The 23,151-nt window shown below is 65.1% G+C and carries 21 protein-coding genes; 5 read left to right on the top strand and 16 right to left on the bottom strand.

All coding sequences use genetic code 11. The annotated features are described in order from the left end of the window. The first annotated feature begins 170 nt into the window (after window positions 1–170). Genes U1F38_RS11830 through U1F38_RS11810 form a run of 5 tightly spaced genes read left to right on the top strand, consistent with a single transcriptional unit; the run spans window position 171 to window position 4,701 of the window. Window positions 171–1,382 (top strand): amino acid ABC transporter substrate-binding protein, encoded by a 1,212-nt coding sequence (locus U1F38_RS11830; RefSeq protein ID WP_409987272.1) that lies wholly within the window; start codon window positions 171–173, stop codon window positions 1,380–1,382. 43 nt (window positions 1,383–1,425) lie between these two features. Continuing rightward, window positions 1,426–2,289 carry a branched-chain amino acid ABC transporter permease gene (locus tag U1F38_RS11825; protein ID WP_409987271.1) on the top strand — a complete coding sequence of 288 codons (864 nt, stop codon included), beginning with the start codon at window positions 1,426–1,428 and terminating at the stop codon, window positions 2,287–2,289. After that, on the top strand, window positions 2,286–3,239 hold the full coding sequence (locus tag U1F38_RS11820; protein ID WP_409987270.1) for a branched-chain amino acid ABC transporter permease: 954 nt from the start codon (window positions 2,286–2,288) through the stop codon (window positions 3,237–3,239). The genes U1F38_RS11825 and U1F38_RS11820 overlap by 4 nt, the downstream gene beginning before the upstream one ends. Continuing rightward, a complete protein-coding gene (locus U1F38_RS11815) occupies window positions 3,236–3,973 on the top strand; it encodes an ABC transporter ATP-binding protein (RefSeq protein WP_409987269.1) in 738 nt (245 codons plus the stop codon). The genes U1F38_RS11820 and U1F38_RS11815 overlap by 4 nt, the downstream gene beginning before the upstream one ends. Continuing rightward, complete coding sequence (locus U1F38_RS11810) at window positions 3,970–4,701, top strand: ABC transporter ATP-binding protein (RefSeq protein WP_409987268.1); 732 nt, start codon at window positions 3,970–3,972, stop codon at window positions 4,699–4,701. Before U1F38_RS11815 ends, U1F38_RS11810 begins: the two co-directional genes overlap by 4 nt. On the opposite strand, the gene U1F38_RS11805 is transcribed toward U1F38_RS11810, so the two are convergent. The 16 genes from U1F38_RS11805 to U1F38_RS11730 form a co-directional block, all read right to left on the bottom strand. Beyond that, window positions 4,702–5,544: a phytanoyl-CoA dioxygenase family protein gene (locus U1F38_RS11805; RefSeq protein ID WP_409987267.1), complete on the bottom strand. Its 843-nt coding sequence runs from the start codon at window positions 5,542–5,544 to the stop codon at window positions 4,702–4,704. It lies immediately after the preceding gene. Between the two features lie 91 nt (window positions 5,545–5,635). After that, a complete protein-coding gene (gene crcB, locus U1F38_RS11800) occupies window positions 5,636–6,022 on the bottom strand; it encodes a fluoride efflux transporter CrcB (protein WP_409987266.1) in 387 nt (128 codons plus the stop codon). Window positions 6,023–6,228: 206 nt separating this feature from the next. Beyond that, window positions 6,229–7,224, bottom strand: coding sequence for a recombination-associated protein RdgC (locus U1F38_RS11795; protein WP_409987265.1), 996 nt, complete (start codon window positions 7,222–7,224; stop codon window positions 6,229–6,231). Between the two features lie 66 nt (window positions 7,225–7,290). Then, entirely contained in the window at window positions 7,291–8,586 is a 1,296-nt protein-coding gene (locus U1F38_RS11790; protein ID WP_409987264.1) for a TRAP transporter large permease, read from the bottom strand. Then, the gene (locus U1F38_RS11785; RefSeq protein WP_409987263.1) at window positions 8,579–9,091 is read right to left on the bottom strand and encodes a TRAP transporter small permease; all 513 of its coding nucleotides are present in this window, start codon (window positions 9,089–9,091) and stop codon (window positions 8,579–8,581) included. The genes U1F38_RS11790 and U1F38_RS11785 overlap by 8 nt, the downstream gene beginning before the upstream one ends. 131 nt (window positions 9,092–9,222) lie before the next feature. Continuing rightward, window positions 9,223–10,410: a Wadjet anti-phage system protein JetD domain-containing protein gene (locus U1F38_RS11780; RefSeq protein WP_409987262.1), complete on the bottom strand. Its 1,188-nt coding sequence runs from the start codon at window positions 10,408–10,410 to the stop codon at window positions 9,223–9,225. A gap of 6 nt (window positions 10,411–10,416) precedes the next feature. Beyond that, window positions 10,417–13,719: an ATP-binding protein gene (locus U1F38_RS11775; RefSeq protein WP_409987261.1), complete on the bottom strand. Its 3,303-nt coding sequence runs from the start codon at window positions 13,717–13,719 to the stop codon at window positions 10,417–10,419. Beyond that, window positions 13,716–14,429, bottom strand: a complete 714-nt coding sequence (locus U1F38_RS11770; RefSeq protein WP_409987260.1) for a DUF4194 domain-containing protein — start codon at window positions 14,427–14,429, stop codon at window positions 13,716–13,718. Before U1F38_RS11770 ends, U1F38_RS11775 begins: the two co-directional genes overlap by 4 nt. A gap of 184 nt (window positions 14,430–14,613) precedes the next feature. After that, complete coding sequence (locus U1F38_RS11765) at window positions 14,614–14,922, bottom strand: type II toxin-antitoxin system RelE/ParE family toxin (RefSeq protein ID WP_409987259.1); 309 nt, start codon at window positions 14,920–14,922, stop codon at window positions 14,614–14,616. Continuing rightward, window positions 14,919–15,194, bottom strand: a complete 276-nt coding sequence (locus U1F38_RS11760; RefSeq protein WP_409987258.1) for a YlcI/YnfO family protein — start codon at window positions 15,192–15,194, stop codon at window positions 14,919–14,921. The genes U1F38_RS11765 and U1F38_RS11760 overlap by 4 nt, the downstream gene beginning before the upstream one ends. Window positions 15,195–15,361: 167 nt before the next feature. After that, window positions 15,362–15,679: a helix-turn-helix domain-containing protein gene (locus U1F38_RS11755; protein ID WP_409987257.1), complete on the bottom strand. Its 318-nt coding sequence runs from the start codon at window positions 15,677–15,679 to the stop codon at window positions 15,362–15,364. Beyond that, window positions 15,676–16,047, bottom strand: a complete 372-nt coding sequence (locus U1F38_RS11750; protein WP_409987256.1) for a type II toxin-antitoxin system RelE/ParE family toxin — start codon at window positions 16,045–16,047, stop codon at window positions 15,676–15,678. The genes U1F38_RS11755 and U1F38_RS11750 overlap by 4 nt, the downstream gene beginning before the upstream one ends. A 42-nt stretch (window positions 16,048–16,089) precedes the next feature. Further along, entirely contained in the window at window positions 16,090–18,147 is a 2,058-nt protein-coding gene (locus U1F38_RS11745; protein ID WP_409987255.1) for an AAA family ATPase, read from the bottom strand. Next, window positions 18,144–19,448: a restriction endonuclease subunit S gene (locus U1F38_RS11740; protein WP_409987254.1), complete on the bottom strand. Its 1,305-nt coding sequence runs from the start codon at window positions 19,446–19,448 to the stop codon at window positions 18,144–18,146. The genes U1F38_RS11745 and U1F38_RS11740 overlap by 4 nt, the downstream gene beginning before the upstream one ends. Next, window positions 19,445–21,088, bottom strand: a complete 1,644-nt coding sequence (locus U1F38_RS11735; protein ID WP_409987253.1) for an N-6 DNA methylase — start codon at window positions 21,086–21,088, stop codon at window positions 19,445–19,447. Before U1F38_RS11735 ends, U1F38_RS11740 begins: the two co-directional genes overlap by 4 nt. A gap of 26 nt (window positions 21,089–21,114) precedes the next feature. After that, on the bottom strand, window positions 21,115–22,941 hold the full coding sequence (locus U1F38_RS11730; RefSeq protein ID WP_409987471.1) for a DEAD/DEAH box helicase family protein: 1,827 nt from the start codon (window positions 22,939–22,941) through the stop codon (window positions 21,115–21,117). Window positions 22,942–23,151: the final 210 nt, after the last annotated feature.

Raw genomic sequence — 23,151 nt, 5'->3', positions numbered from 1 at the left:
ACGGCGGTTCGCCCGCGGCCGCCACCCGCTCTGCGGCATGCGCGACGGGTTGGTCGATAAAACCATGCTTGCAGTAACAGATTGCGTCGCGGCGTAGGCTGGACAGGCTTGGCTGTTGTGCCACATCCCGGTGGCGGCGGCCTCGACCAACAAGCAGACAGGGGACAACCATGCAGCTCAAGCCTTCGCTATTGCTTTCCTCCTTCTTCGCGGCCATCGTCGCCATGACGCCCGCGGCGGCGGCCTTGGCGCAGGACATCGTGCTCGGCGCCTCGGTGCAGTTGACCGGGCCGGTGGCCAACACCGGACGCTACTACCGCGATGCCTACCAGATGGCCATCGACAAGATCAATGCCGATGGGGGCGTCAAGGTGGACGGCAAGGCGCACAAGCTGGCGCTCAAGCTGTACGACAACCAGTCGGACGTGAACCTGTCGGTGCGCCAGTACACGCAACTGGTGACGCAGGACAAGGTGAACTTGCTCCTGGGCGGCTTTGCCAGCAACTTCCAGCTGGCCGATTCGGTGGTGTCCGAGAAATACAAGATCCCGATGGTGCAGGGTGGTGGCGCGTCCAACGAGATTTTTTCGCGCGGTTTCAAGTACATCTTCGGCACGCTGGCGCCGGCCAGCAATTATTTCGGCAGCACCATCCAGATGATGAAGGCGCTGAAGGACCCACCCAAGTCCGTCGCGCTGCTGTATGCCGATGATTCGTTCGACGTCTCCACCGCGGACGGCACGCGGGCGCTGCTCAAGTCGGCCGGCTTCAACCTGGTGATGGACGAGCGCTACAGCAGCAACACCAGCGACTTCAGCACGCTGCTGTCGCAGGTGAAGGCCAAGAACGTGGACGCCGTGCTGGTGGCCGGGCACGAGACGGAGATCCTCAACTTCGTGCGCAACGCCAAGAGCCTGGCGATCGCGCCCAAGCTGTATTCGTTCACCGTCGGCGTGCCCAGTGAGGACTTTCGCAAGGCGCTGGGCAAGGACGCCGACTACGCCTTCGGCATGACGGCCTGGCTGCCCGAGGCCTCGCTGAAGGACCGCTGGTTCGGCGACGCCGAGCAGTTCGCCAAGGCCTACAAGGCCAAGTACGGCTATGACCCGGACTACCACGCCGCCTCGGGCGCGGCCGACGTGGAGGCCCTGGTGATGGCGATTGAAAAGGCGGGCAGTCTCAACCCGCAAAAGGTGCGCGACGCGCTGGCCAGCAGCCAGTTCGACAGCCTGTACGGCCCGATCGCCTTTGCCGCCAACGGCCAGATCAACCTGCCGCAACTGGTCATCCAGGTGCAGAACGGCCAGGTGGCCGAGGTCTACAACGCCAAGGGTTTCGTGACACCGCCCAAGTACCCCATGCCGGCCTGGAACGCGCGCTGAACGGTCGCCAGGCACCTGAAGACGCCCGACGGGAGCGCATGCGTTGGACCTGCTGGCGCAAGTCCTTGCCAACGGCATCTTGCTGGGCGGGCTGTATGCCGTGATGGCGCTCGGGTTGGCGCTGGTGTGGGGCGTGCTCAACATCGTCAACCTGGCGCACGGCTCCTTCATCATGCTGGGGGCGTACTGCTCCTGGCACCTGTTCCACTACCTGCACGTCGACCCCTTCCTGGGGCTGCCGATCACGGCGGTGGTGATGTTCGCGCTGGGCTATGGCGTGCAGCGTGGCCTGCTGAACCTGATCGTGCGCGCGCCCATGTTCAATACCCTGCTGCTCACTTTCGGGTTGGACGTGGTGCTGACCTACCTGGCGCAGCTGGCCTTCTCGGCCGACTTTCGCGCCATCAACCCCGGCTACGCGGGTAGCCAGGTGCACTGGGGCCCGATGGTGCTGCCGCTGGTGCGCCTGGGTGCGTTTGCGGTGGCGCTGGCGCTGACGGTGGGCATGTGGCTTTTCTTGCTGCACACGCGGCTGGGGCGGGCCATTCGCGCGACGGCGCAGAACCTGGTGGCGGCGCGCCTGCACGGGGTGGAGCCGCGCCACCTGTACGCGCTGACCTTCGCCATCGGCATCGCGCTGGCCGGCACTGCCGGCGGGCTGTATGGCACGGTGTCGCAGATCAACCCCTACATCGGCGCCTCGCTCACGCTCAAGTCCTTCGCCATCGCCATCATCGGCGGGCTGGACAACCCGCTGGGCGTGCTGGTGGGAGGGCTGTTTCTGGGTGTGGTCGAGGCGCTGACCACGCTGTACGTCGGCCCCACCTTCGTCGACGTGGCCAGCTTCGGCATCCTGGCGCTGGTGCTGATCGTGCGGCCCACCGGCCTGCTGGGGAGGACGACATGAAAGCCTGGCAGTGGATTGCGATGGCGATCGCGCTGGCGGTGCTGGCGAGCCTGCCTTGGTGGGGTTCGGACGTGACGGTGCAGTTCGCCATCAACGCGCTGCTGCTGGCGGTGCTGGCGCAGGGCTGGAACATCATCGGCGGCTACACCGGCTACGCCTCGTTCGGCAACTCGGTGTTCTACGGTCTGGGCAGCTACGGGGTGGCCATTGCCATGGTGCAGTGGCACCTGCCCTTTGCCGTGGGCCTGCTGTTCGGCGTGGCGCTGGCGGTGGCGTTTGCGCTGCTGCTGGGCGTGCCGGTGCTGCGCCTGCGCGGCCACTACTTCGCCATTGCCACGCTGGCGCTGGCCGGGGTGATGGCGGCCATCGTCTCCAACATTCCCCTGGCGGGGCAGAACATCGGCCTGGTGCTGCCGCCGCTCAACGACGACCGGCTGTTTTACGGTCTGGCGCTGGGCTTGATGCTGGTTTCCACTGCCGTGGTGTGGTGGCTCACGCGCAGCCGCTTCGGCTTCGGGCTGATTGCCATCCGCGAGAACGAGGACGGCGCGGCGGTGATGGGCGTCAACACCACCCTGTACAAGGTGCTGGCGTTCACGCTGTCGGGCGTGCTCAGCAGCCTGGCCGGCGGCATCCATGCCTACTGGATCACCTTTCTCGACCCCGAGAGCGCGTTCGACATCGGCCTGAACGTCAAGATGATCATCATGGCCGTGTTCGGCGGCGCGGGCACGGTGCTGGGGCCGGTCATCGGGGCCTTCACCCTGTCGGCCATCTCCGAATGGCTGTCGAGCGAGGTCACCAGCATCGCCACGCTGTTCTTCGGTGTCGTCATCATCGCCGCCGTGGTGCTGATGCCGCACGGCCTGATGGACCTGGCGCGGCGCGCGCGCCTGGGCACGCTGACCTGGCGCTACCTGGGCGAGAACGTGCGGGCGAACAAGCTATGAGCGCGTTGTTGGAGGTTCGCCACGTCACCCGGCGCTTTGCCGGCCTGGTGGCCGTGCACGATGTCAGCTTTGCGCTGGCGCCGGGCGAAATCCTGGGCCTGATCGGCCCCAACGGCGCCGGCAAGACGACCTTGATCAGCCTGATCAGCGGCACCCTGGAGCCGAGCGAAGGCGAGGTGCTGTTCGACGGCCAGGCCATCACGCGGCTGCCGGCGTTTCGGCGCGCGCGGCTGGGCATCGGCCGCACCTTCCAGATCATGCGGCCGTTTCCCGGCCTGTCGGTGCTGGACAACGTGGCCATCGGCGCCCTGTTCGGCCACCGGGGCGGCCAGGCGCAGCTGGCGCGGGCGCGCGCGCAGGCGCGCGCGTGCCTGGACTTCGTCGGCCTGGGCGGCTTTGCCGACCAGCGTGCCGACGAGCTGGGCGGGCCGGGCCGCAAGCGGCTGGAGCTGGCCAAGGCGCTGGCCATGAAGCCGCGCCTGCTGCTGTGCGACGAAGTGATGGCGGGGCTGAACCACGTCGAGATCGAGGAGGTGATCGCGGTGATCCGCAAGGTGCGGCAGCAGGGCATCAGCGTGCTGGTGATCGAGCACGTCATCAAGGCCATCCGCAGCCTGTCGGACCGGCTGCTGGTGCTGCACCATGGCGAGCTGATCGCCGATGGCACGCCCGAGAAGGTGCTGGCCGATGCGACGGTGGTGCAGGCCTATCTGGGGGCGAGGCGCGCACGATGAGCCCGGCATCCGTTTCGACCGAAGCGCTGCTGCGCGTGGATCGGGTGGCCGCCGGCTACGGGCTGATGCCGGTGCTGCATGGCCTGTCGATCGAAGTGCGCGCGGCCGAGATCGTGGCCCTGGTGGGCAGCAACGGCGCGGGCAAGACCACGCTGCTGCGCGTGCTCTCGCGCCTGCTGCCGTGCACCGGCGCGCTGCGCTTTCATGGCCATGATCTGGCGGCCATGACGCCCGATCAGGCCTTTGGCCACGGCCTGGTGCAGGTGCCCGAGGGGCGCCAGCTGTTCGACCGCATGACGGTGCAGGACAACCTGCTCATGGGCGCGTTTCGTCGTCATGACAAGGCGGCCGTGGCGCGCGACCTGCAGCGCATGTACCAACTCTTTCCGCGCCTGGGCGAGCGCCGGCGCCAACTGGCGGGCAGCATGTCGGGCGGCGAGCAGCAGATGTGCGCCATGGCGCGCGCGCTGATGGCCGCGCCGGTGCTGATGATGATCGACGAGATGAGCCTGGGTCTGGCGCCGGTGATCGTCGATCAGCTCACCGAGGTTCTGGCCGAGATCCGCAAGAACGGCGTGACGGTGCTGCTGGTGGAGCAGGACGTGCAGGTCGCGCTCTCCGCGGCCGACCGCGCCTACGTGATCGAAAACGGCCGTGTCACGCTGTCGGGCGCGGCGCGCGAGCTGATCGACGACCCGGCGGTGCAGCAGGCCTATCTGGGCGTTTGATCAACCGGCCGACCACAGCAGCGGAAACAGCACCTCGTCGTGCATCGGTGCGCCCGCCGGCAGGCGCTCGGCCAGGCCAGGGAAGGGCGGCGAGGTGACCCAGGCGCGTGGCGCGTGGGTGATGTCGTCGCCCAGCATGCGCACCGAGAACACGCGCCGGCGGGTGTCGCCGTCCACCCCGGCGCTGGCGTGCAGGCTGAGCATGTGAAAGGCAATCACGTCGCCGGGCTCCACGGCCCAGCCGATGATGGGAAAGCGCTCGCGCGCGGCCTCGATGTCGGGCAGGTCCTGCAAGCTGCCTTCGGGAAACCACCGGGCCTGCTGGTCCATGAAGCTGCGCGGCATCAGCCAGGGGCCGCGGTGCGAGCCGGCGACGAACTCCAGCGTGGAGTGGCGCCGCACCGCGTCGACCGGAATCCAGAAGCTGATGTTCTGCCGGCCCTCGATGTTGTAGTAGGGCTGGTCCTGGTGCCAGGGCGTGCGCTGGCGCGTGCCGGGCTCCTTGGTCAGCATGTGGTCGTGGTACAGGCGCACTTCGCGGCTTTGCATCAGGCGCGCGGCGGCAGCGGCCAGGGGCGAGTCGAAGATGAAGCGGCGGTAGGCGGCGTTGTCCTGCCAGCAGCAGAAGTCCTCGATGAAAAAGCCGGGGTCGTCGGGGCGGCTGGCCACCTTGGCACGCGGGCTGGGCGCGGCGATGTTGGCGTCGATGCCTTGGCGCAGCAGGGCCACTTCGTCGGGGCTCAGTAGGCCGCGCAGGCAGACGGCGCCGTCGCGGGCAAAGGCGTCGATCAGCGCGGGGGTGAGCACGGCGTCGGCGCGTTGGGCGAGGTCGGGAGAGTTCATGCTGTGCATTGTGCGTGAGCGGGGGGGCCGGCCCTGAGGTGCGCTGCGCGATCGCAGTTCATCAATCAAATTGGCCGATTGCGCTTGCCAATCAAGCGCGGGCAGCTGCGAAAAACAGAGCAGTCCGAAGACCCAGAAAGGTCAGCAGCAGCGAGCCACCCAGATGCGCTGCCAGCGTGGCCAGCGCCTGCGACCAGCGCGCCAGCATCAGCATCTCGACCATCTCGGCGCTGAAGCTGGAGAAGGTGGTGAGCGCGCCCAAAAGGCCCGTCACCCAGAACCAGCGCCACGCCGGGTCCAGCTCGGGGTGCTGCTCCAGCAGGCCGACGATCAGGCCGATGGCGTAACCGCCGACCAGGTTGGCCGCCAGCGTGCCCCAGGGCAGCCAGGCGCCGTCGTGGTTGAGCGCCAGGGCCAGCCGCCAGCGCGCCAGCGCGCCGATGCAGGCGCCCAGGCAGATGGCGATGACGGGGTGCATGGGGTGGATGTGCTGAAGTTCAAAAAACCGGACGCAGAGGACGCAAAGATGACGCAGAGGACGCAAAAGAATTCAAGATTCAATGAAATACCGTTGGTGTCCTTATGCAGCAAGCGCCATCAGCTATTGTTTTGAAAGCATTCTGACTTTTTTGCGTCCTTTGCGAATCCTTTGCGTCCTCTGCGTCCGGCTGTTCTGGCGGCCTGTCAAAACGGCGGATCGTCCGCGCTGGCTGTGGCTTCATCGTGCGCCACATCCAGCGGCGCGGGCGCATCGGTAAAGCCCGAGGGCAGGCCGGGCGCCGCTTCGCCGCCCAGCGCGGCCACCAGGTCGGCGATCAGGCCGGTCAGCTCGCCGGTGGCCAGCGCCACGTCGGCGTCGAAGCGCTCGTCGGCCGAAGCCGTGGCACGCTCCTCGAACACGCCTTCCAGGAAGGTGATCTTCTTGAGTTGCAGCGCCTGCGTCAGCGTGAAGCCGACGCGCCCCTGCCAGCTCAGCGCCAGCCGCGTGGGCAGCTTGCCCTCGGCGATGTGCTGGCGCACCTCGTCGGTGACCAGTTCGTGGCGGCTGAACTTGACCACGGCCGGTTCGTCACCGCTGCCCTTGAGCTCGCATTCGCGCTCGACGTGCAGGCCTTCGGGCCATTCGTCGGGGCCTTGCGCGGCCAGCCAGGCGGTCATGGCCGCTTGCGGGGACTGCTGGGTTTGCAACAGGGCGAAGGAAAAGTCGCGCCCGGCCACGCGCACCAGGCTGGCAATCACCTCGTCGGCCTTGCCCTGGCTGCCGGCGTCCAGCACCAGCCAGCGCGCGCGCGGGTCGATCCAGGCCGTCACCTGGCTGCGCCGGGCAAAGGCCTGCGGCAGCAGGGCCAGCAGGGCGTCGTCGCGCAGGTCGCGCAGCTCTTTCTTGCCAGGCTTGCGGCCGCTGGTTTTCTCGATCTGGTCCACGGCGTCCTGCACCTTGCGGCGCACGGCGTCGCCGGGCACGGCCTTGGTCTCGATGGCCAGGCGGGCGATCCACTGGCCGTCCACCACTTCGACCAGCGCGCCGTGCTCGGCGCCGCGCGGGGGCACCCAGCCGCAGGATTTTTGCTGCGTGGCGCCGCATTCGGCAAAGGGTTCGCGCGCCAGGGCTTCTTCGAGTTGGGCCACCTCGGCCGGCCAGCCGCCGGCCAGGCGGTAGATCATCAAATTCTTGAACACAGGCGAGAGACTTCCAAAAAAAAGCGGCCCGCACGGTCGGCAGGCCGGGTCGTCATCATAGATCGCTCACATGTGGCCGGGCATCCAGGTGGCGATCTGCGGGACGAACCACAGCAGCAGCACCATCGCGCACATCAAGAAGAAGAAGGGTAGCGTGACGCGGGCGATGTAGGCGATGTCGCGCTTGGTCATGCCCTGCAGCACGAACAGGTTGAAGCCCACCGGCGGCGTGATCTGCGCCATCTCGACCACGATGACGATGAAGATGCCGAACCAGATCAGGTCGATCCCGGCGGCCTGCACCGTGGGCAGGATCACGCCCATGGTCAGCACCACCATGGAGATGCCGTCCAGAAAGCAGCCCAGGATGATGTAGAAGATGGCCAGCGCAATGATCAGCATGAAGGGCGAGAGTTTCATGCCGCCGATGAACTCGGCCAGGTGGCGCGGCAGGCCGATGTAGCCCATGGCCAGCGTCAAAAAGGCGGCGCCCGCCAGGATCAGCGCGATCATGCAGTACAACCGCGTGGCGCCCAGCAGCGCGGTCTTGAAGGTATCCCACGACAGGCTGCCCTGCACGCCCGACAGCAGCAGCGAGCCCACCACGCCCACGGCGGCGGCCTCGGTGGCGGTGGCAAAGCCGGTGTAGATGGAGCCCAGCACGGCGGCGATCAGGAGCACCACCGGGATCAGGTGGCGCGACTCGTGCAGCTTCTCGACCAGGCTCATGCGGTGGTCGGGCTGCGGAATCTGGCCCGGATGCATCAGCGCCCACACCACCAGATAGCCCGAGAACAAGGCCGCCAGCAGGATGCCGGGGATGATGCCCGCGATAAACAGCTTGGCGATCGACACGTCGGCGCTCACGCCATAGACGATCATGATGATTGAAGGCGGAATGAGCAGGCCCAGCGTGCCCGCACCGGCCAGCGAGCCGATGGTGATGTCGCGCGGATAGCCGCGGCTGCCCAGCTCGGGCAGGGTCATCTTGCCGATGGTCGCGCACGTGGCTGCCGACGAGCCCGACACCGCCGCGAAGATGGCGCAGCCGATCACGTTGGTGTGCAGCAAGCGCCCCGGCAGCCAGTTGACCCAGGGCGCCAGGCCCCGGAACATGCTCTCGCTCAGCTTGGTGCGAAACAGGATTTCGCCCATCCAGATGAACAGGGGCAGGGCCGTCAGCGTCCAGCTCGAGGACGAGCCCCAGATCGTCACCGCCATGGCGTCGCCCGCGGGTCGCGCCGAGAACATCTGCATGCCGATCCAGGCCACCCCGGTCAGCGTCAGGCCAATCCATACGCCCGAGCCCAGCAGGGCAAACAGCGACACGATCAGCAGCGAGGTGATGGTGAAGTCACTCATTGTGCAGAGCCTCCTCGTTGTCCTCGTCGTGGCTGCGCAGCCCGCGCCACTCCAGCACCCACTCGTCGATGAAGGCGATCAGCAGAATCACCGTGCCCACCGCCATGGCCACCTGTGGAATCCACAGCGGCGTGGCGTCGTTGGCGGTGGACATGTCGTTGAACTCGTGCGAGAGCCAGGCCAGCCGCACCGAGAACCAGGCAAACAGCCCGGCGAGCAGCACCGCCGCCGACAGCGCCCAGATTTCCAGCCCGCGCCGCGCGCCGCCCGCCAAGCGCCCGATGATCAGCGACACCCGGATGTGCTCGTTTTTCTTGAGCGTGTGTGCCAGCGCCAGAAAGCCCGCCGCCGCCATGCAATAGCCGGCGTAGGCATCGCTGCCGGCCAGGTTGAAGTGCAGCAGCCGCCCCAAAATCGAGGCCAGCACCATGGCCAGCACGCCGATCATCGCCAGCGCGGCCAGCCACGCGGCGGCGTCGTACAGAAAATCAAGACTTCGGCGCATCGCGAAATCCTTTCCCTTGGATCAATGTGATGAGGCGCTGATTTTGTCAGGGATGGGCGCGCTTTTGGCTGCGTGCTGACCCGTAGGCGCCAACCCATCGAAAACCCGGGTGTGGCGCCATTCCAAGTGCGTCAAGGCACGGCACGGAGCCAGCCGTGCACCGCGCTTTTCACTGCGGCGGGGATGATGAATTCTTGTTCCAGCCGGCCCTGATCCAGCGAACGCAGATGCGCGTCCAGATCGGCTTGATCGGGTGGCAGGGCGCCAGATTCAGGGTTGGGCGCCAGCAAGGGTTCTGCCACGGTGGCGTGCGCGTGCGCGTCAAAGGTGGCGCGGTCCATCAGCAGCGCTTGCAGCTGCGGCAAGTGGCTGCGCGCCCGCGCCAACATGTGCAGGCCCCAGGTGTCGATGTCCCCCCAGTAGGCGACCTCACACGCTTGCAGCCAGGGCGCGGCCAGCCAGGCCAGGTTCAGTCCTGCACCCAGGATGGCGATGCAGTCCGGCAGCGGCTGCGCGCCCTGCAGCAGGTGCAAGCAGCGCTCGTTTTCCACCAGCAGGATGCGGCGCGCGGGCAACGGCGTGCTTGTGAGTTCGCTGGCCGCTACACGCAGGCGGGCAAACGGCAGCAGGCCTGGGGCCAGCGGTGCGATCAAGAGCCAATGCTCGTCGTCGGCGCTGGCGTCCAGAAAGGCGACCAGGCCCGCGCGGCTGGCGGCGCCGTCAAAGCGCACGTCGAGCAGGGCGGTGAGCAGCGCGGCGTGGCGCTCGAAGAATTTGCTGTCGTTTCCCGCCACGGCCAGCGCGCGCAGCGGCCGGCCCTGGGCGCAGCCGGGCACCAACTGCAGCGCCATGCGGGCGGCGGTGGCCACGTCGTCGATGGGCATGCCGCGCCACAGCGCCAAGCGGCGCAGCAGCAGGCGGTGAAAGAGCGCATCCACCCGCGCCAGCACGCTTTGCAACGCCTGGTAGTCTGCGGCGATGTCGGCATGGCCTGCAGGGCGCAATGCGCGCACTGCCGCCAGATAGTCTGAGGGCTTCGGCAACTCCCACTGCACCGGCAGCTCGACTGGCCCCGCCCCCGCCTGGTACAGGCGCGCCTGCCAATGCACCCGCCCCAGCCCTTGCGCGGCAATGGCGCGCCAGGCCTGCAGGTGCTGGGCAACGGCGGCGCTGTCGTCGCGAAACTGTGTGGCGCTGGGCGCGGCAATCGTCATCCGCAACGGCCAGGCGCCAGCGGCGTGCAACAGATGCTTTTCGCGCCAGTCGGCACGCTGCCAGGCGCGGGCGAGCTGGGTGGCGAGGTGGGTGGGGGAGTGCATGGCGCTTCAGGCGACGGCCGCCATCACGGCCTGCGCCTTTCCATCCATCTCCTGCCACGACATATTCATCAGCAGCGCCTGCGCTCCGCGGCGCTGCACGACGACGGCGCTCCTCGTGTGCTGGCGCAGCAGGCGCAGCTCCTTGTTTGGGGTGACGAAGAGCGCGTGCAGGCCGAATTCGCGCAGCGCCTGGATGATGCGCGCGGCCACGGCCTGCGAGCTTTTGGAGAAGGCCTCGTCGAGCACGATGGAGCCCATCAGCGGCCAGCTGCGCCCGGCGGGGCACAGCGCGTAGGACAGCGACGCGGTGAGCACGTAGCTGGCGATGATTTCCTTTTCGCCGCCACTGCCGCCCTGCGAGCCGGTGCGCCGCTCCAGCACCTCGCCCGTCGCGCGGTCGATGACGTGCACGGCGAACTGCAGGCGGTAGCGTGCGTCCAGCAGCGCCTGCGCGGCCTTGGTGCGGCGGTTGTTGGCGTGCTCGCGCAGCAGCTCCACCATGGCCTGCAGCGCGCGGTAATGCGCCTGGCCGCCGTCGTCGCGCTGGCGCTCGGTGCGCAGCTGCTTGCGGGCCAGCTCCAGCTGCTGCAGGCTGGCGTGGACGATGGGCTGGGGGTCGAGCTGCAAGTAGCGCCCGGCATGAAAGTCCACGCGCGCCAAGGCCTGGTTCAGCTGCGTGATGCGCTCGGTGATCTCGGCCACCTGCGCCTCGATGCCGCGCAAGAGCGTGCTCACGCCCTGGTCGGAGGCTTGGTTCAAATACTCCTGAAAGCGCTGGCGCTTCTCGGGCAGCGCTTCTTCTTCAAGCTGCTGCAGGCGCGCCAGAAACTGCGCCAGGGCTTCGACCTCTTGCGCCTGGTCGGCCAGCGCGCCGCGATCGACTTTTTGCGCCGCGCCCATTTGGCGAATGATCTCCTTGTGCAGCTCGGCCAGGCGGCGCTGCTGCTGCGCCAGCTGCTCGGCGGCGCGCTGCTGGGCATCGCGCTCTTGTTCTTCGAGCTGCGCGGGATCGGGTTCGTATTTGGCGTCGATGCGCAGCCAGCGGCGCAGCGCGGCGTCTTGTTCCGGCGTGGGTTCCGCGCCCTGCACGCGGGCGGCGTAGCGCTCGTGCTGCTGCTGGGCGTGGCGCTGCTGCTCCTGCTGCGCGGCCTGGCGCTGGTCGAGCTGGCGGCGCGCGTCTTCCAGCGCCGCGCGTGCCGCTGCTGCCTGCTGGTAGCGCGCCTGGGCCTGGGCGGTGTCGGATTCGGGGTCGAGCAGCGCATCCAGTCGCGCCTGGGTGACGCCCGCCTGCTGCTGCGCCCCGGCCACGTCCACCGCGTCAAAGCGCAGCGCTTGCAGGCTCTGCCATAACTGGCGTTGCTGCTCGGCTTGGACTTGTTGCTGCAATGCTTTTGTTTTGATAGCTGCCTGCGCTTGCCACGACTGCGCTTGCGCCTTGATTTGTGCTTGCAGCTGCGCCAGCCGGTCGCGGTTGTCAAAGCCGGTCATCCAGTCCTGGTCGAGCCGCTTTTGGTCCTGCTTGTCGAATTGCAGCGCACGGCCCGACATCAGGCCCTGCGCCGTCATGGCGTGGGGGGTATCGCGCAGTACCTCGGGGCTGTCCACGCAGTGGCGGTCGAGCTCCATCAGCAGCTGACGCAGGGCCGCCTGGTGCGCGTGGGGCTTGAGCTGCAACTTGGCGGCAAAGCCATCGGCCCAGAATACCGGCAGCTGCGCAGGCTGGCGCACCTCCAGCAGGCGCACATGCAGGCGGTTGTGGCGCTGGTTGACCCAGGCCAGCGCATCGTCGATCGCTTGCGGCGGCACCAGGATGCGCAGGCGCTGGCTGCCCAGCGCCCGCTCGATGGCGCCGCGCCAGGCGCGGTGGGTGGCGGGCACTTCGACCAGCTCGGCGACGAAGGGCAGGGCGTCCTCAGGCAGATCAAGCTCGGCGGCGAGCTGGGCGCGGAACTGCTGAAATTCCGGTGGCACGTTGGAGCCCGGGCGCTGGCGCACGGCCTGCTCTTCGTCTTGCAGCGCTTGCAAGGCGGCGCGCTGCTGGTGCTCTTGCGCGATGGCGTCCTCGGCGGCGGCTTGCAGGGTGCTCTGGCGCGCGTCCAACTCGGCCAGGGCGGGCGCGGCCTGGGTTTGGTGCTCGGCCAGCGTGGCGGCAGAAAGCGTTTGCGGCCAGGCCAGCTGCAACTGGCGCGCCAACGCTTGGTACTGCTGCACATGGCCCTGGCGCTCGGCGATGAGTGCCTGCTGCGCGGCCAGTTCGCGGCGCAGGTCTTCGATGCTGGCGCCGCCGGCGCGCAGGTAGAGCGCGAGCAGCTCCTGCTCTTGCTGTCGCGCGGCCTCGATTTGCTGCTGGGCCGCGGCTATCTGCGTGTGCAGGGCTTGTAAGGCGGCTTGCAAAGCATCGCTGCGCGCGCCCCACAGCTGCACGCCCAGCTTGGCAAACCAGGGCGCGAGCAGTGCCTGCAACTGCTGTTGTGCGCTGAGGGCCGCTGCCTGCGCGCCCTCTTTGGCGGCCAGATCGCGCAGCGGCAGCAGCGCCACGTATTGGCGGTTGGCCAGGTCCAGCTCGGCATGGATGGCGGCCAGCTCGTCAAAGCTGGCGGCCACCTGCAGAGCGTCGTCAAACGCACTGTGGTCGTCGAGCACCAGCTCGCGAAAAATCTCGTCGATGCTGTTGAGCTGCTTGAGCCCCGCCGCACGGTTGAGCAGCGTGAAGGCGTTGGCGCCCACCTCAAAGAAGCGCTGCACGCGCGCCAGATACGCGGTTTTGCTGCTGAAGATTTGCAAGCCGTCGCTGGCCTTCTCCAGCCGCGAGAGCGCGCGCACGCCGCCGCTGTGGTGCTCCTCCAGCCAGGCGTCCAGGTTGTGGCCGGCGCCGCGCGCGAAGAACCAGCGCTTGCCCATGTCGGCGGCGCTGCTGGCGCTGCCGTCAAACCACAGCAGCGCGCCCAAGGTCAGCTCCTCGCACGGGCTGCCTTCATCGCCTTCGCGCGCAAACTGCGCCGCCAGCCCGCTCACGCAGCGCCCGCTGCGCGCCACCTGCGCGCCGCCATCGCCCAAGCCCGGGCCGCTGGCGCCGCGCACATAGCTGACCAGGTCGCGGTCGCTCTCGTGTCCGCCTGTGGAGGCCAGGTTGTAGCGCGGGTGCTGGCACAAGAGCGTCATCAGTGCGTCGATCAGCGTCGTTTTGCCGCTGCCCGTGGCGCCCAAGATGGCGGTGTTGCCCACGTCAAACTCTGCCCGGTGACGGCCCGAGAACGCGCCCCAGTGGTACAGGTGCAGGGCGTGCAGGCGGTAGCTTGGGGTGGTCATGCGGTGGGTTCTCCCGCCTGCCCCAGCCCCCGCAAATGCGCCAGCAGCGCCTGCAGGTTTTCCGGGTTCGCCAGGTGCACGATCATGGGGCGGATGGTGAGTTGGTCTTGCGCGTCCACCTCCGACACCACGCCGTGCGCGCGCAGCTTGTCCAGCAGCTCCAGCAGGCGCTTGCGGTCTTGCATGTCGCTGCCGGTGGCGCCCAGGTAAATCTCCAGCTGCGCCAACAGGCCATCGAGCCCCAGTTGGACCGCCACACCCAGGCCGCCCTCTTGCTCGCGCTGCAAAAACTCGCGCCGCAGCACCGCCAGCAGCAGCGACTGCTCCAGCGTCAGGCGCTGGCGGCGCACCAGCGGGTGCGTCCATTCATCGTCGCCCTCGGCATCGTCCGCCTGCCAGCCGGGCGCCACCGCCACATAGGCCAGGCCGCGCAGGTCGTCCACGCGCACCTGCAGATCCAGCGGCTCCAGCAGCGCGTTGACACGCGCCGTGTCGATGGCGATGTGGCGAAACAGCAGCGGCTTGCTGGCTTGCTCCAGCAGACCCATTTTCAAGAGCTCTTGCAGCGCGCGGCGCAGGGGCTGGGGGGTGACGGGGGCGGCTTCTGGCGCGGGCTCGGGCAGCGGCTCGGGGGCTGGCTGCGCATCCACGGCGGGGCTGGCCTGCGGCGCGGCGGCCCATTGGTCGAAGAGGTCGGGGGCGGTGGGCATGTGCTATTGAATAAAGAGCTGTTTGCGCAGAGTAGTTGCGCGGTACAAGTGGTTTTCGTCCTTGGTTAGGCAAGCATGTTGTGCCGCGTCAGTGACTTGGCCACAGCGCCTGAAAATCCAACGAGAGCTGCCGCTGGTGGCGGATGGAGAGCAGGTACACCGTGCCCCCAATGCCATAGAGCGATCAGTGGTAGTCGCTCTCTCGCTGATGGCGCAGCGCCAGCACCGTCACGGTCTGGGCGTCGTCGATTTCAAACAGTGCGACATAGCCGGCCGCTCCAAACGGGATGACCAACTCCCGCAAAAAAGGTGAGTCAGCCGTGGCCTTGCGGCAGGTAAAGGGCAGGCGCTCCAGCGTGGCAATGCCCGCGCGAATTGCCTCCAGCGCACGCTCGGCCAAGGCCCAGTCTGCGGCATCCCTGTCAAGGATGAATTCATACAGCCTGACCAGATCGGCCTCGGCTTCCTGTGTAAAGCGAACCCGGTAGGTCATGCGGTGGCTGGGCCGGACTTGGCGCGATCGAGCATCTGCTGGAGCCTGTCCAGCACGGCGCCAGCCTCTACATACTGCCCGCTCTGCAGTGCCTGGTCGCGCGCCTTCAAGCCACGGGTGATGAACTCTTGATCCGCCAGACGGTAGGCGATGGTTTGCCGAATCGCCTGTTCTACGAAGCCCGACAGACTTTCTCCATCGCGCAAAACACTTTCCGCGGCCAGACGCAGCTGCGGGTCAACCCGCAAAGATGGGATGGTGGAGGTTTTCATGAAAAGGCTCCGTGCGTTGCAATTGCGATGCAGTGTGCCCGTGTTGCAGCGGCTGCGCAAGGGCGCATTCTGGCTGCGAGCCACGGTGCCTGAAAGTCAAACGAGGGCGCTTCTGAAGAACGAACACACCCTGTTTGCGATGCGCACGTACAGCGACCCGGCCTACCTCAAAGCACCGCCTCCAGCCCCTTGCGCTCGAGGATGTCCAGCAGCTTCTGCGACGGCCCGCTGGGGCGCTTGTCGCCCATCTCCCACTTGCGGACAGTGGACGTGCTGGTGTTCAGCACGCTGGCCAGCACGGCTTGACTCAGGTGCAGTCGCTCGCGCAACGCTTTGACCTTCTCAGCGTCGTAGTCCTGCACCGGCTCCAGGCACAACGCGTCGTACTTCTGCATCTTGCGCTTGTCGATGAATCCCAGGCGATGCAGATCGCTGGCCGTTTCGTGAACGGCTTCGAGGATGCGGCTTTTGGTCTTGGTGGTCATTGGCAAATCTCCTGCAAAGCGCCGTCGGCAACAGCTTCATCCAGTTGCGGGCCTGTTCGAGCCAGCAGGTCTGCGGCGATGGCCTGCAAACCTTCGAGCTCCTCGTCGCTGATGTTCGCCCGCTCGTTCTTCTCGAAGCCGAACACGAAAAACCAGCGATTTCCCTTGTTGGTGGCGACCAGCGTGCGCACCCCGCCACGCTTGCCGCGTCCCGCCAAACCAATGCGTTTCTTCACCACGCTGCCGCCGAGGTCAGCGTCGATCAGGCCGGCTGCCATCTCCTGAACGGCCTTGCACAGGACGGCATCTGTGAGTTCCGTCTTACGCATCCATCGCTGGAAGTGGCGGGTCTTGAATACTCGCGTCATCAGGCCAATTGTGCCACTGAGTGGCATAGATCTTCCATCTTTCTATTTGACCGACGAGATGGCTTGGGTGGCGTGCTTCACCACCTCGACGATCTTCAACCCACCATCAGGGGCCGATTCGTTCTCCAGGTAGCCAGACGGCGTGATAGCGAAAATCGATTTGGTGGTTTCCATCAGCACTGCGTTGCGAGCGGCATCGTCGCTGGCTGCCTTGGTAAAGGCTTGGAAGGTCTTCAGCGCGTTTGCGCGATGCTTGTTGATCGCCCCTTGATGTCGGGCAGCCTTGTAGAGGCGTCCGCACCAAATCGTCGCGGTGAAAAGCAGGCCCAAAATTACCACCTTGGAAGTGAAGAGCTGGATGACTTGTGGCGTGGTGGCCTCCGGCGCGACCGGGATGAAGGCCAGCAGCAGTGCAGCCAGAATTGTTACCGCTGCCAATCCTGCTGTCGTCTTGAGCCATTTCTCGGCGCTCAGATCTTGCGCATCCGCTTCGGCATTGAAGTCCACCGTGAAATGCGCGACGCCGACACTGGCTGCCGCCTCACGAGCGGCGATGATGATGTCGCCAATTTCCCTACGCCGTTGCTCAATATCTTTCTTGGTGCCCTCCACCAGCTGCCCGGCTTCCTCGACGGAACGGGTCAAATCGTTGATGTTCCGCTGGACATCACCTTTCTGGTAGGCGAGGTACGGAATGTACAAATGTGCCGCAGCAAAAAACTGATCGGCTTGGCTCTTGATCTGATTGACCAGTTGATCGCGTGTACCCGTACCCACATCACGATGGGTGACGACCGTGTTGGTGCGTTGATCGACAAGCACCAGCTCGCGGATGCGGTCTGCGTCTGATGCTTGCATGGCACCGAGCAGGTCAGAGGCAGCGGCCTCAACGTCCTTGATGACGGGCCAAGCGCCGCCCGTGGTGTGACGCGACTCCTCTTCGTGCTCCATCATGAGACCGTTGTCTTGCAAACGCTCGAGCCCTTCTTCAAGGGGGGCTTGCAACTGATCCAAAGCCACGAGGGAGCGCACCACCAGTTTGTAAGGCGTTTTCAGCTTGGGCGAGCTCAGCCAGACATTGACTGCATCGCGCACCGCATCGTCACGCCGTACCTCGTCCCAGGCACTGCCACCGCCGGCATACCAGTTGGCATCTTCGTATTCGGCAAAGGCCAGATGCCGGGGCGGGAACGATCGCAGTGGGCTGAGGTACTGCAACTGCTTGAGCTCGCCCGCCAGCACATCAGCCAGCCCCCTGATCAGGTCGTTCAAGGTGCGCGGCAGCACAAAGCGCAGGGCCTGCGCAATGTCTTCGCTGCGGTTGCCTTTGCTGACCGGGAATAACCTGCTGACTGGCGCAATATCAGCGCCATCGCCCTTGGGCAACTCCACGCCTGAGGGGAAAAACTGGCCGATGCGTACCACCAGCTCCGGCAGCAGGCCGGCGATGGCGTCGTTGGCCGCTTCGAAGTCTTCGGGGCGCATCTCCTCGGACGTGGTCTGCGCCTCAACGATGGCTTTCAGCACCTGCCGAAATACGGCGTGGTCACTGGCCAGGCGATCCAGACGCAGGTGGCCCGCGTGGGCCTGTGCCTGGGCGGTGGCGGGGCGATGGCTCATGCGCAACAACTCCACGCCGTCGGCAATGATCTCGATGGCGTCCACCCGAGGCTCCACGCCCGGCTGGGGGCGATCCTGGTCGTCCAGCTCCATGCCAAGCGCCATGTTCACGGCCACGCTGCTGACGGGAGCCAGCAGTTGTGCCAGTCGCTGATCCTTGCCTTGGGAAAGCGCAGACACCTTGAGCTCGGCACCCCATTCCACGCGCCGGTTCAGTTGCCCACGATGCACGTACTGGCGGAATCCACCCAGATCAATGGCGCTGCCGCCCACATCGGTGTGGTGCACGTCCAGGCGAGACAGGCTGCGCTTTTCGCGGCCAAACTGCGCCTCGTGCGCCAGCGCCAGGCTGTGAATGAAGCTGGATTTGCCGGCGCTGTTGGGGCCAAAAATCAGAGTGATGGGCTTGAGCGGAATGCGCTGGGTGTCGGCAAACGCCTTGAAGTTGCCCACGCGCAGGGCTTGCAGGAGGCGGTTCACGACAGAGCCTCCAGCTCATTGGGCAATGCAAGATTCAGGGCGCGAGCCTGCTGCGCCATCTCTGTCAGCAGTTCCTGCATGTGGGCTTCGCGCCATTTTGAGGTAAGTTGGCCGGAGAAAGCGCGCTGAAGAAGCAATTGAAACTGCGTTTCCAATTTGTCAGCCGCATGTTCTGCTTCAATTTGGCACGCGAGTAGGTGACTTATCACGCCCGAGAATTTTTGCACATCATTACTCGTCGGTATGGGGAGCCTGAACCGCCGCAAAAACTCTGTCGGTACACGCTGCTGACCTGCCGACCCGGTAAACGCACTCATTGCATGGTTCCTGAATGATTGCAGCCTGACCAGCGCAAACAAGTACTCCGGCGTGACATCTGATCCTGCACGCAGCACATGGAACTCAGTTGATCCGAATCCAATTCCACCGATTAGCCCCGCAGCAATGGCTGCCTTGCCGTTTTGCATGCACGGTGTAATCTTTGCGAAGAGCACATCACGGTTCTGAAAAGGTGTGAATCCTTTCTTCACCTCGCCGTATGGTCGAGATTGGCAGCCAGTGATTCGACCGAGATGTTCATCTACATCGGCCATGGGTACGAATGACACAAGATCGGAATCGGGCAACTCGACTCTGGTCCTCGGGTTAATGTCGCAGACGGCTGGGTCTCCCAGTAATTTGAACGGCAGACCTTTGGGATTCGTCGCCGGATCGCCGAACATTTTTAGAAACAGCGCGGGCAGGATGCGCGCGGCCTTGGTGTCGGCTTCACGACGCAGGTGGCGCAGGCGGTCGGCTTCGTCCAGCAGTTCGACGATACGGGACTGCTCGCTCTTGGCCGGAAACGGCATGGCGAGATTCGCTAGCTCCGAGTGACGAATGTTTTGGATGTTGGCACCTTTGGCTTGACGGTCACGCCAAGCCTTGAACCCATTTGATTGGAGCCAGTAGTACAGGAACCTGGGAACAACGGCGGAGGTAGAACGGAGTACCGCGTTAAATGCGCCCCACGAACCATCGAAATCGGCTTCGGCAATGGCCGTCTTTCCAACAACTAGCGCGCTACCCGACGAGGTGCACATCACAATGTCGTTCTTTCGCAGACGTTGCCTGTCTGAAACGAACCGATCTGGAACCCACACCAAATCCCGTTCTGTTTCGAGCCGCTCCGCGATATTCCCCGCACGCAGCACTGGCAAAAAGCCCTCCCGACTCTCGTGAATGGTATCTCCTTGCGAAAAAGTCACGCCGCGAACGACATCTGCAATCCCTTGAGAGAGCTGAGCAGTAGGCCACATCATCGAGGCAGCTCCAGCAGTAACTTTTCCAAACCCACCACCACCTTGCGATAGTCATCCAACACCTCCGCCACCAGCTCGCGCGGGTCTTCATCGCTCACGGCTTCTGCCACACGCGGCTTCCATTGACCAGCACCTAGGTTGTAGTCGCGATCGGTCAACTTTTCGCGGGTGGTCCACCAGCAAGTGGGTTCCTCGCTGCCATGGGGAAGAAGGGTGTTTGCCTCCAGCCCCGGTGGCGTGTCGAAGCTGCCGGCCTTATAGGCCTTCCACTGTGCGAGCAGGTCGGGGATGTCGTTCTTTTCCGGGGTTTCCACGCGGCCGCCGCCGGAAATCTTGTCCGGGTCAAAACCGTCGTTGCGAACCTCGTAGAACCAGACCTTGTCCAGGCGCTTGGCGCTTTCAGAGGCGGGCTTGCGGAACAGCAGCACGGCGGTCTTGACACCCGCATAGGGTTTGAAGACGCCTGCAGGCAGGCTGACCACGGCCAACAGGTCGAAGTCGTGCACCAACTTCTTGCGCAGCTCCACGTGTGCACCGGTGGAGCCAAACAGCAGGCCCTCGGGCACGACCACGGCGCAGCGGCCGCCGGGGGCAAGGTGCTGCATCATCAAGGACAGGAACAACAGTTCGCTCTTTTTGCTGTTGGTGGGCAAGTCGGCGCGGATGGAGTCCTTGGGCAATTGGCCAGCGAAGGGCGGGTTGGCCAGGATGAGCTTGTAGCGGCGGCGCAGGTCGTCTTCCGTCAGGCCACCCATGTCCGAGAGGGCGTTGGCGCGTTTGAGCCTGGCGTGGCGAATGCCGTGCAGCACCAGGTTCATCATCGCGATGCGCACCATCTGGCGCGAGACGTCGGTGCCATAGACCGAGGCCTCGAGCACATCCCAGTTCGGTATTTTTTCGCCCGCCCCCTTTTTGTAGGTCTGCAGGCGCGGGATTTCGGCCTTGAGCTCTTGCAGGGACTTGCCTTTTTTATCCAGCCAGTCCTCGCCATAGATTGGGTATTCGCTGACGTGGTCGGAATACTTGGCGAGCAGATAGGCCACGGCATCGATCAGAAACCCGGCGGTGCCCATGGCGGGGTCAAAGATGGTGTCGCCCAGGTCGGGGTCGAGCATCTCGACCATGAAGGCGCGAATCTGCTTGGGCGTGCGGAACTGGCCGTTCAGGGAACTGGAGCCCAGATGTACCAGCAGGTATTCGAAGATGTCGCCCTTCACATCGGGCCCGAGCTTGCGGAATTCAAAGCCATCGAGCTCATCGACCACCTGCTTGAGCACGTTCGGGTCAACGATTTCCAGCACGGCATCACGAAAATATTCGGCCACCTCGGGCTCGTCCTTGGCGAGCGATGCCATATAGGGAAAGACCTCGTCGCGGATGAAGTCGCGTAGTTCGGTGCCGCTCTTGAAGCGCCAGTGGCTCCAGCGGTAACGCTCCGACTGCGCCGGGAAAAGCAGGCGGGCATTGCCGCCGGTAGCGCCAAGGCGCACGCGCAGTTCACGGTCAGACTCTTCTTCATCCAGCAGCTTCAGGAAGATGAGGTAGGAGATTTGCTCGATGTAGGTGACTGGATTGGTCACGCCGCCCGCCCAGAGGATGTCGGTGATGTGGTCGAGCTTGCGACGCAGTTGCGGGTTCATGGTGTCTTCCTGAATTCAGTTGGCGGTTACGCGACGAGAACGGACTGGTTGATCTCGTCCATCACGCTGCGCAGGCCCTGCTCGCCAAACAGTTCGATGCCAATGTTGGCGGCGTTGAGAATGGATAGCGGCGGGGCGAACAGGTCGTCCAGCGAGACCTTGCCTTTGACCAGGCCACGGTTTTTGAGCAAGGACAGGTATTGCGCCTGCTCGGGGGTCAGGTGCTTGGCCACGAGCCAGGCGCGGAAGTTGTCTTCCACACGCTCCTCCCGGCTCTTGATCTTAAGCATGCCCAGCGCGGCGCGAATGAAGTCCACCAGGTTGCCGCCCGGATTGCGGTAGGCGCGGCGCAGGTTGTCTTCGTTGAAGTAGCGTTGCGGCTGGTTCAGGCGCTGGGCAAGCTGGGTTTCTTCTTCATCGGTCAGCGCACCGCCCGTCTTGATTTTGGCAATGATGGGGTCGGCCTCGGCCTCCTGCTGAACGGTGGTTTCCCAATCCGTCACGTAGTCGCGCTTGTCCACGCGCTCGCCATCTGGCCCCACTTCGATGTAGTGGACGGCGTCCAGCCATTCGTCTTCCAGGCCAAGTTCGACCAGCTCACGTCCTTCTGGCCGGGGACGCGGCCCGGTGCCGCGCCCACCACCGCCACCGTTGCCTGAGAAGACATCGGTGTCCGAGTCGTTGAAATACTCGTGGTTGCGGAAGAAGTCGTAAATGACGAACTTGTCTTTGCCGATGTGTGGAGCCGTGCGCGTGCCGCGCCCACGCATCTGCTGATACAGGATGGGGCTGCGCACACGGCGACACATCACGAGGTGCAATACCTCACGGCAGTCAAAGCCGGTGTCGAGCATGCCCACGCTGACCGCGACCATGGGCAGTTCTTCTTGCTTGAAGCGGCGGATCAGGTCGTCTGCGTTGACGACGTCTGAGGTGATGACCTCGGCGTAGCGGCCTTGGTGCTCGGGGTGCAGGTCGTTGAGGTATTGCGCCAGTCGCGCCGCGTGGTGCTTGGTAATGGCAAACACGACAGATTTGCCCGGGCCGCTCTTTTGCCCCGGCGCGAGTTCTTTGTAGCTCTGCCAGGCCAGCCGATCGAACTCCTCCATCATCAGCCGGTTGCTGGCTTCGTTGGTCCACTTGCGCTCGAACTCGCCGGGGTCGTAGTGCTCTTCATCGACGTTGGCGCCTTCGGAAACCAGGGTGGTGATGCCGGTGGCGAATTTGTAGGGCACAAGGAAGCCTTGCTTGAACGCCTCCTGGATCGGGTAGGAGTAGTCGGGCGTGTCGTCCTTGCAGTGATAGAACTGGAAAGTGTTGCGCTCGATGTAGATGGCTGGGGTGGCGGTCAGGCCGATGTGCAAGGCATCAAAGTGCGAAAGCGCCGCCTGCCACGCGCCGTAGATGGAGCGATGGCATTCGTCCATCACGACCACATCAAAATAGCCGCTGGTGAACTCTTTGTAGCGTCCGATCATGGTCTGCAGCAGGGAGACAGTGATCTGCTTTTCCTGCCGCACCATGCCTGCCTTGAGCCAATAGCTGGAGTAGCCTGGCAACACGTCTTGAATTGCCTCGATGGCCTGCTTGGCAAGCTGATCGCGGTCCACCAGGAACAGCACGCGCTCGGCCTGCCCGGCTTGCACCAGGCGCTTGAGGTAGAGCGCGATGAGGTCAGTCTTGCCGCAGCCGGTGGGCAATTCGATCAGGAAGCGGCGCTTGCCCAGCTCGACGGTACGGTCGAGCGCCTGCATGGCCTCTTGCTGGTAGGGGCGCAGCACACGCGTCTCGCCCTGGCGCAGGTAGGTGTCCGGGATGGGCACCGTGGCCAGTGGTTTGCGCTCGGCCCGCATGTGCACCAAGCGCTCCAGGTCGCGCCTGGAGAAGAAAGAATTGACGATGCGGGCATCGTCGTTCTGGTAGTCCCAAAAATAGCCTCTCTTGAATTTTGAGTGGGCGGAATCGAGGGTGTTTTGGTTGCTGGCCGGGGTCAAGGGCAGGCGACGCCCGGCGCAGCGAACCCTTGACGCTGGCCAGCAACCGGTACGCTGTCGTCTTGGCCG

This window comes from Ottowia sp. (genome assembly GCF_046348305.1).
Taxonomy (GTDB): Bacteria; Pseudomonadota; Gammaproteobacteria; order Burkholderiales; family Burkholderiaceae_C; genus Ottowia.
This window is presented reverse-complemented; position numbering and strand designations above follow the sequence as displayed.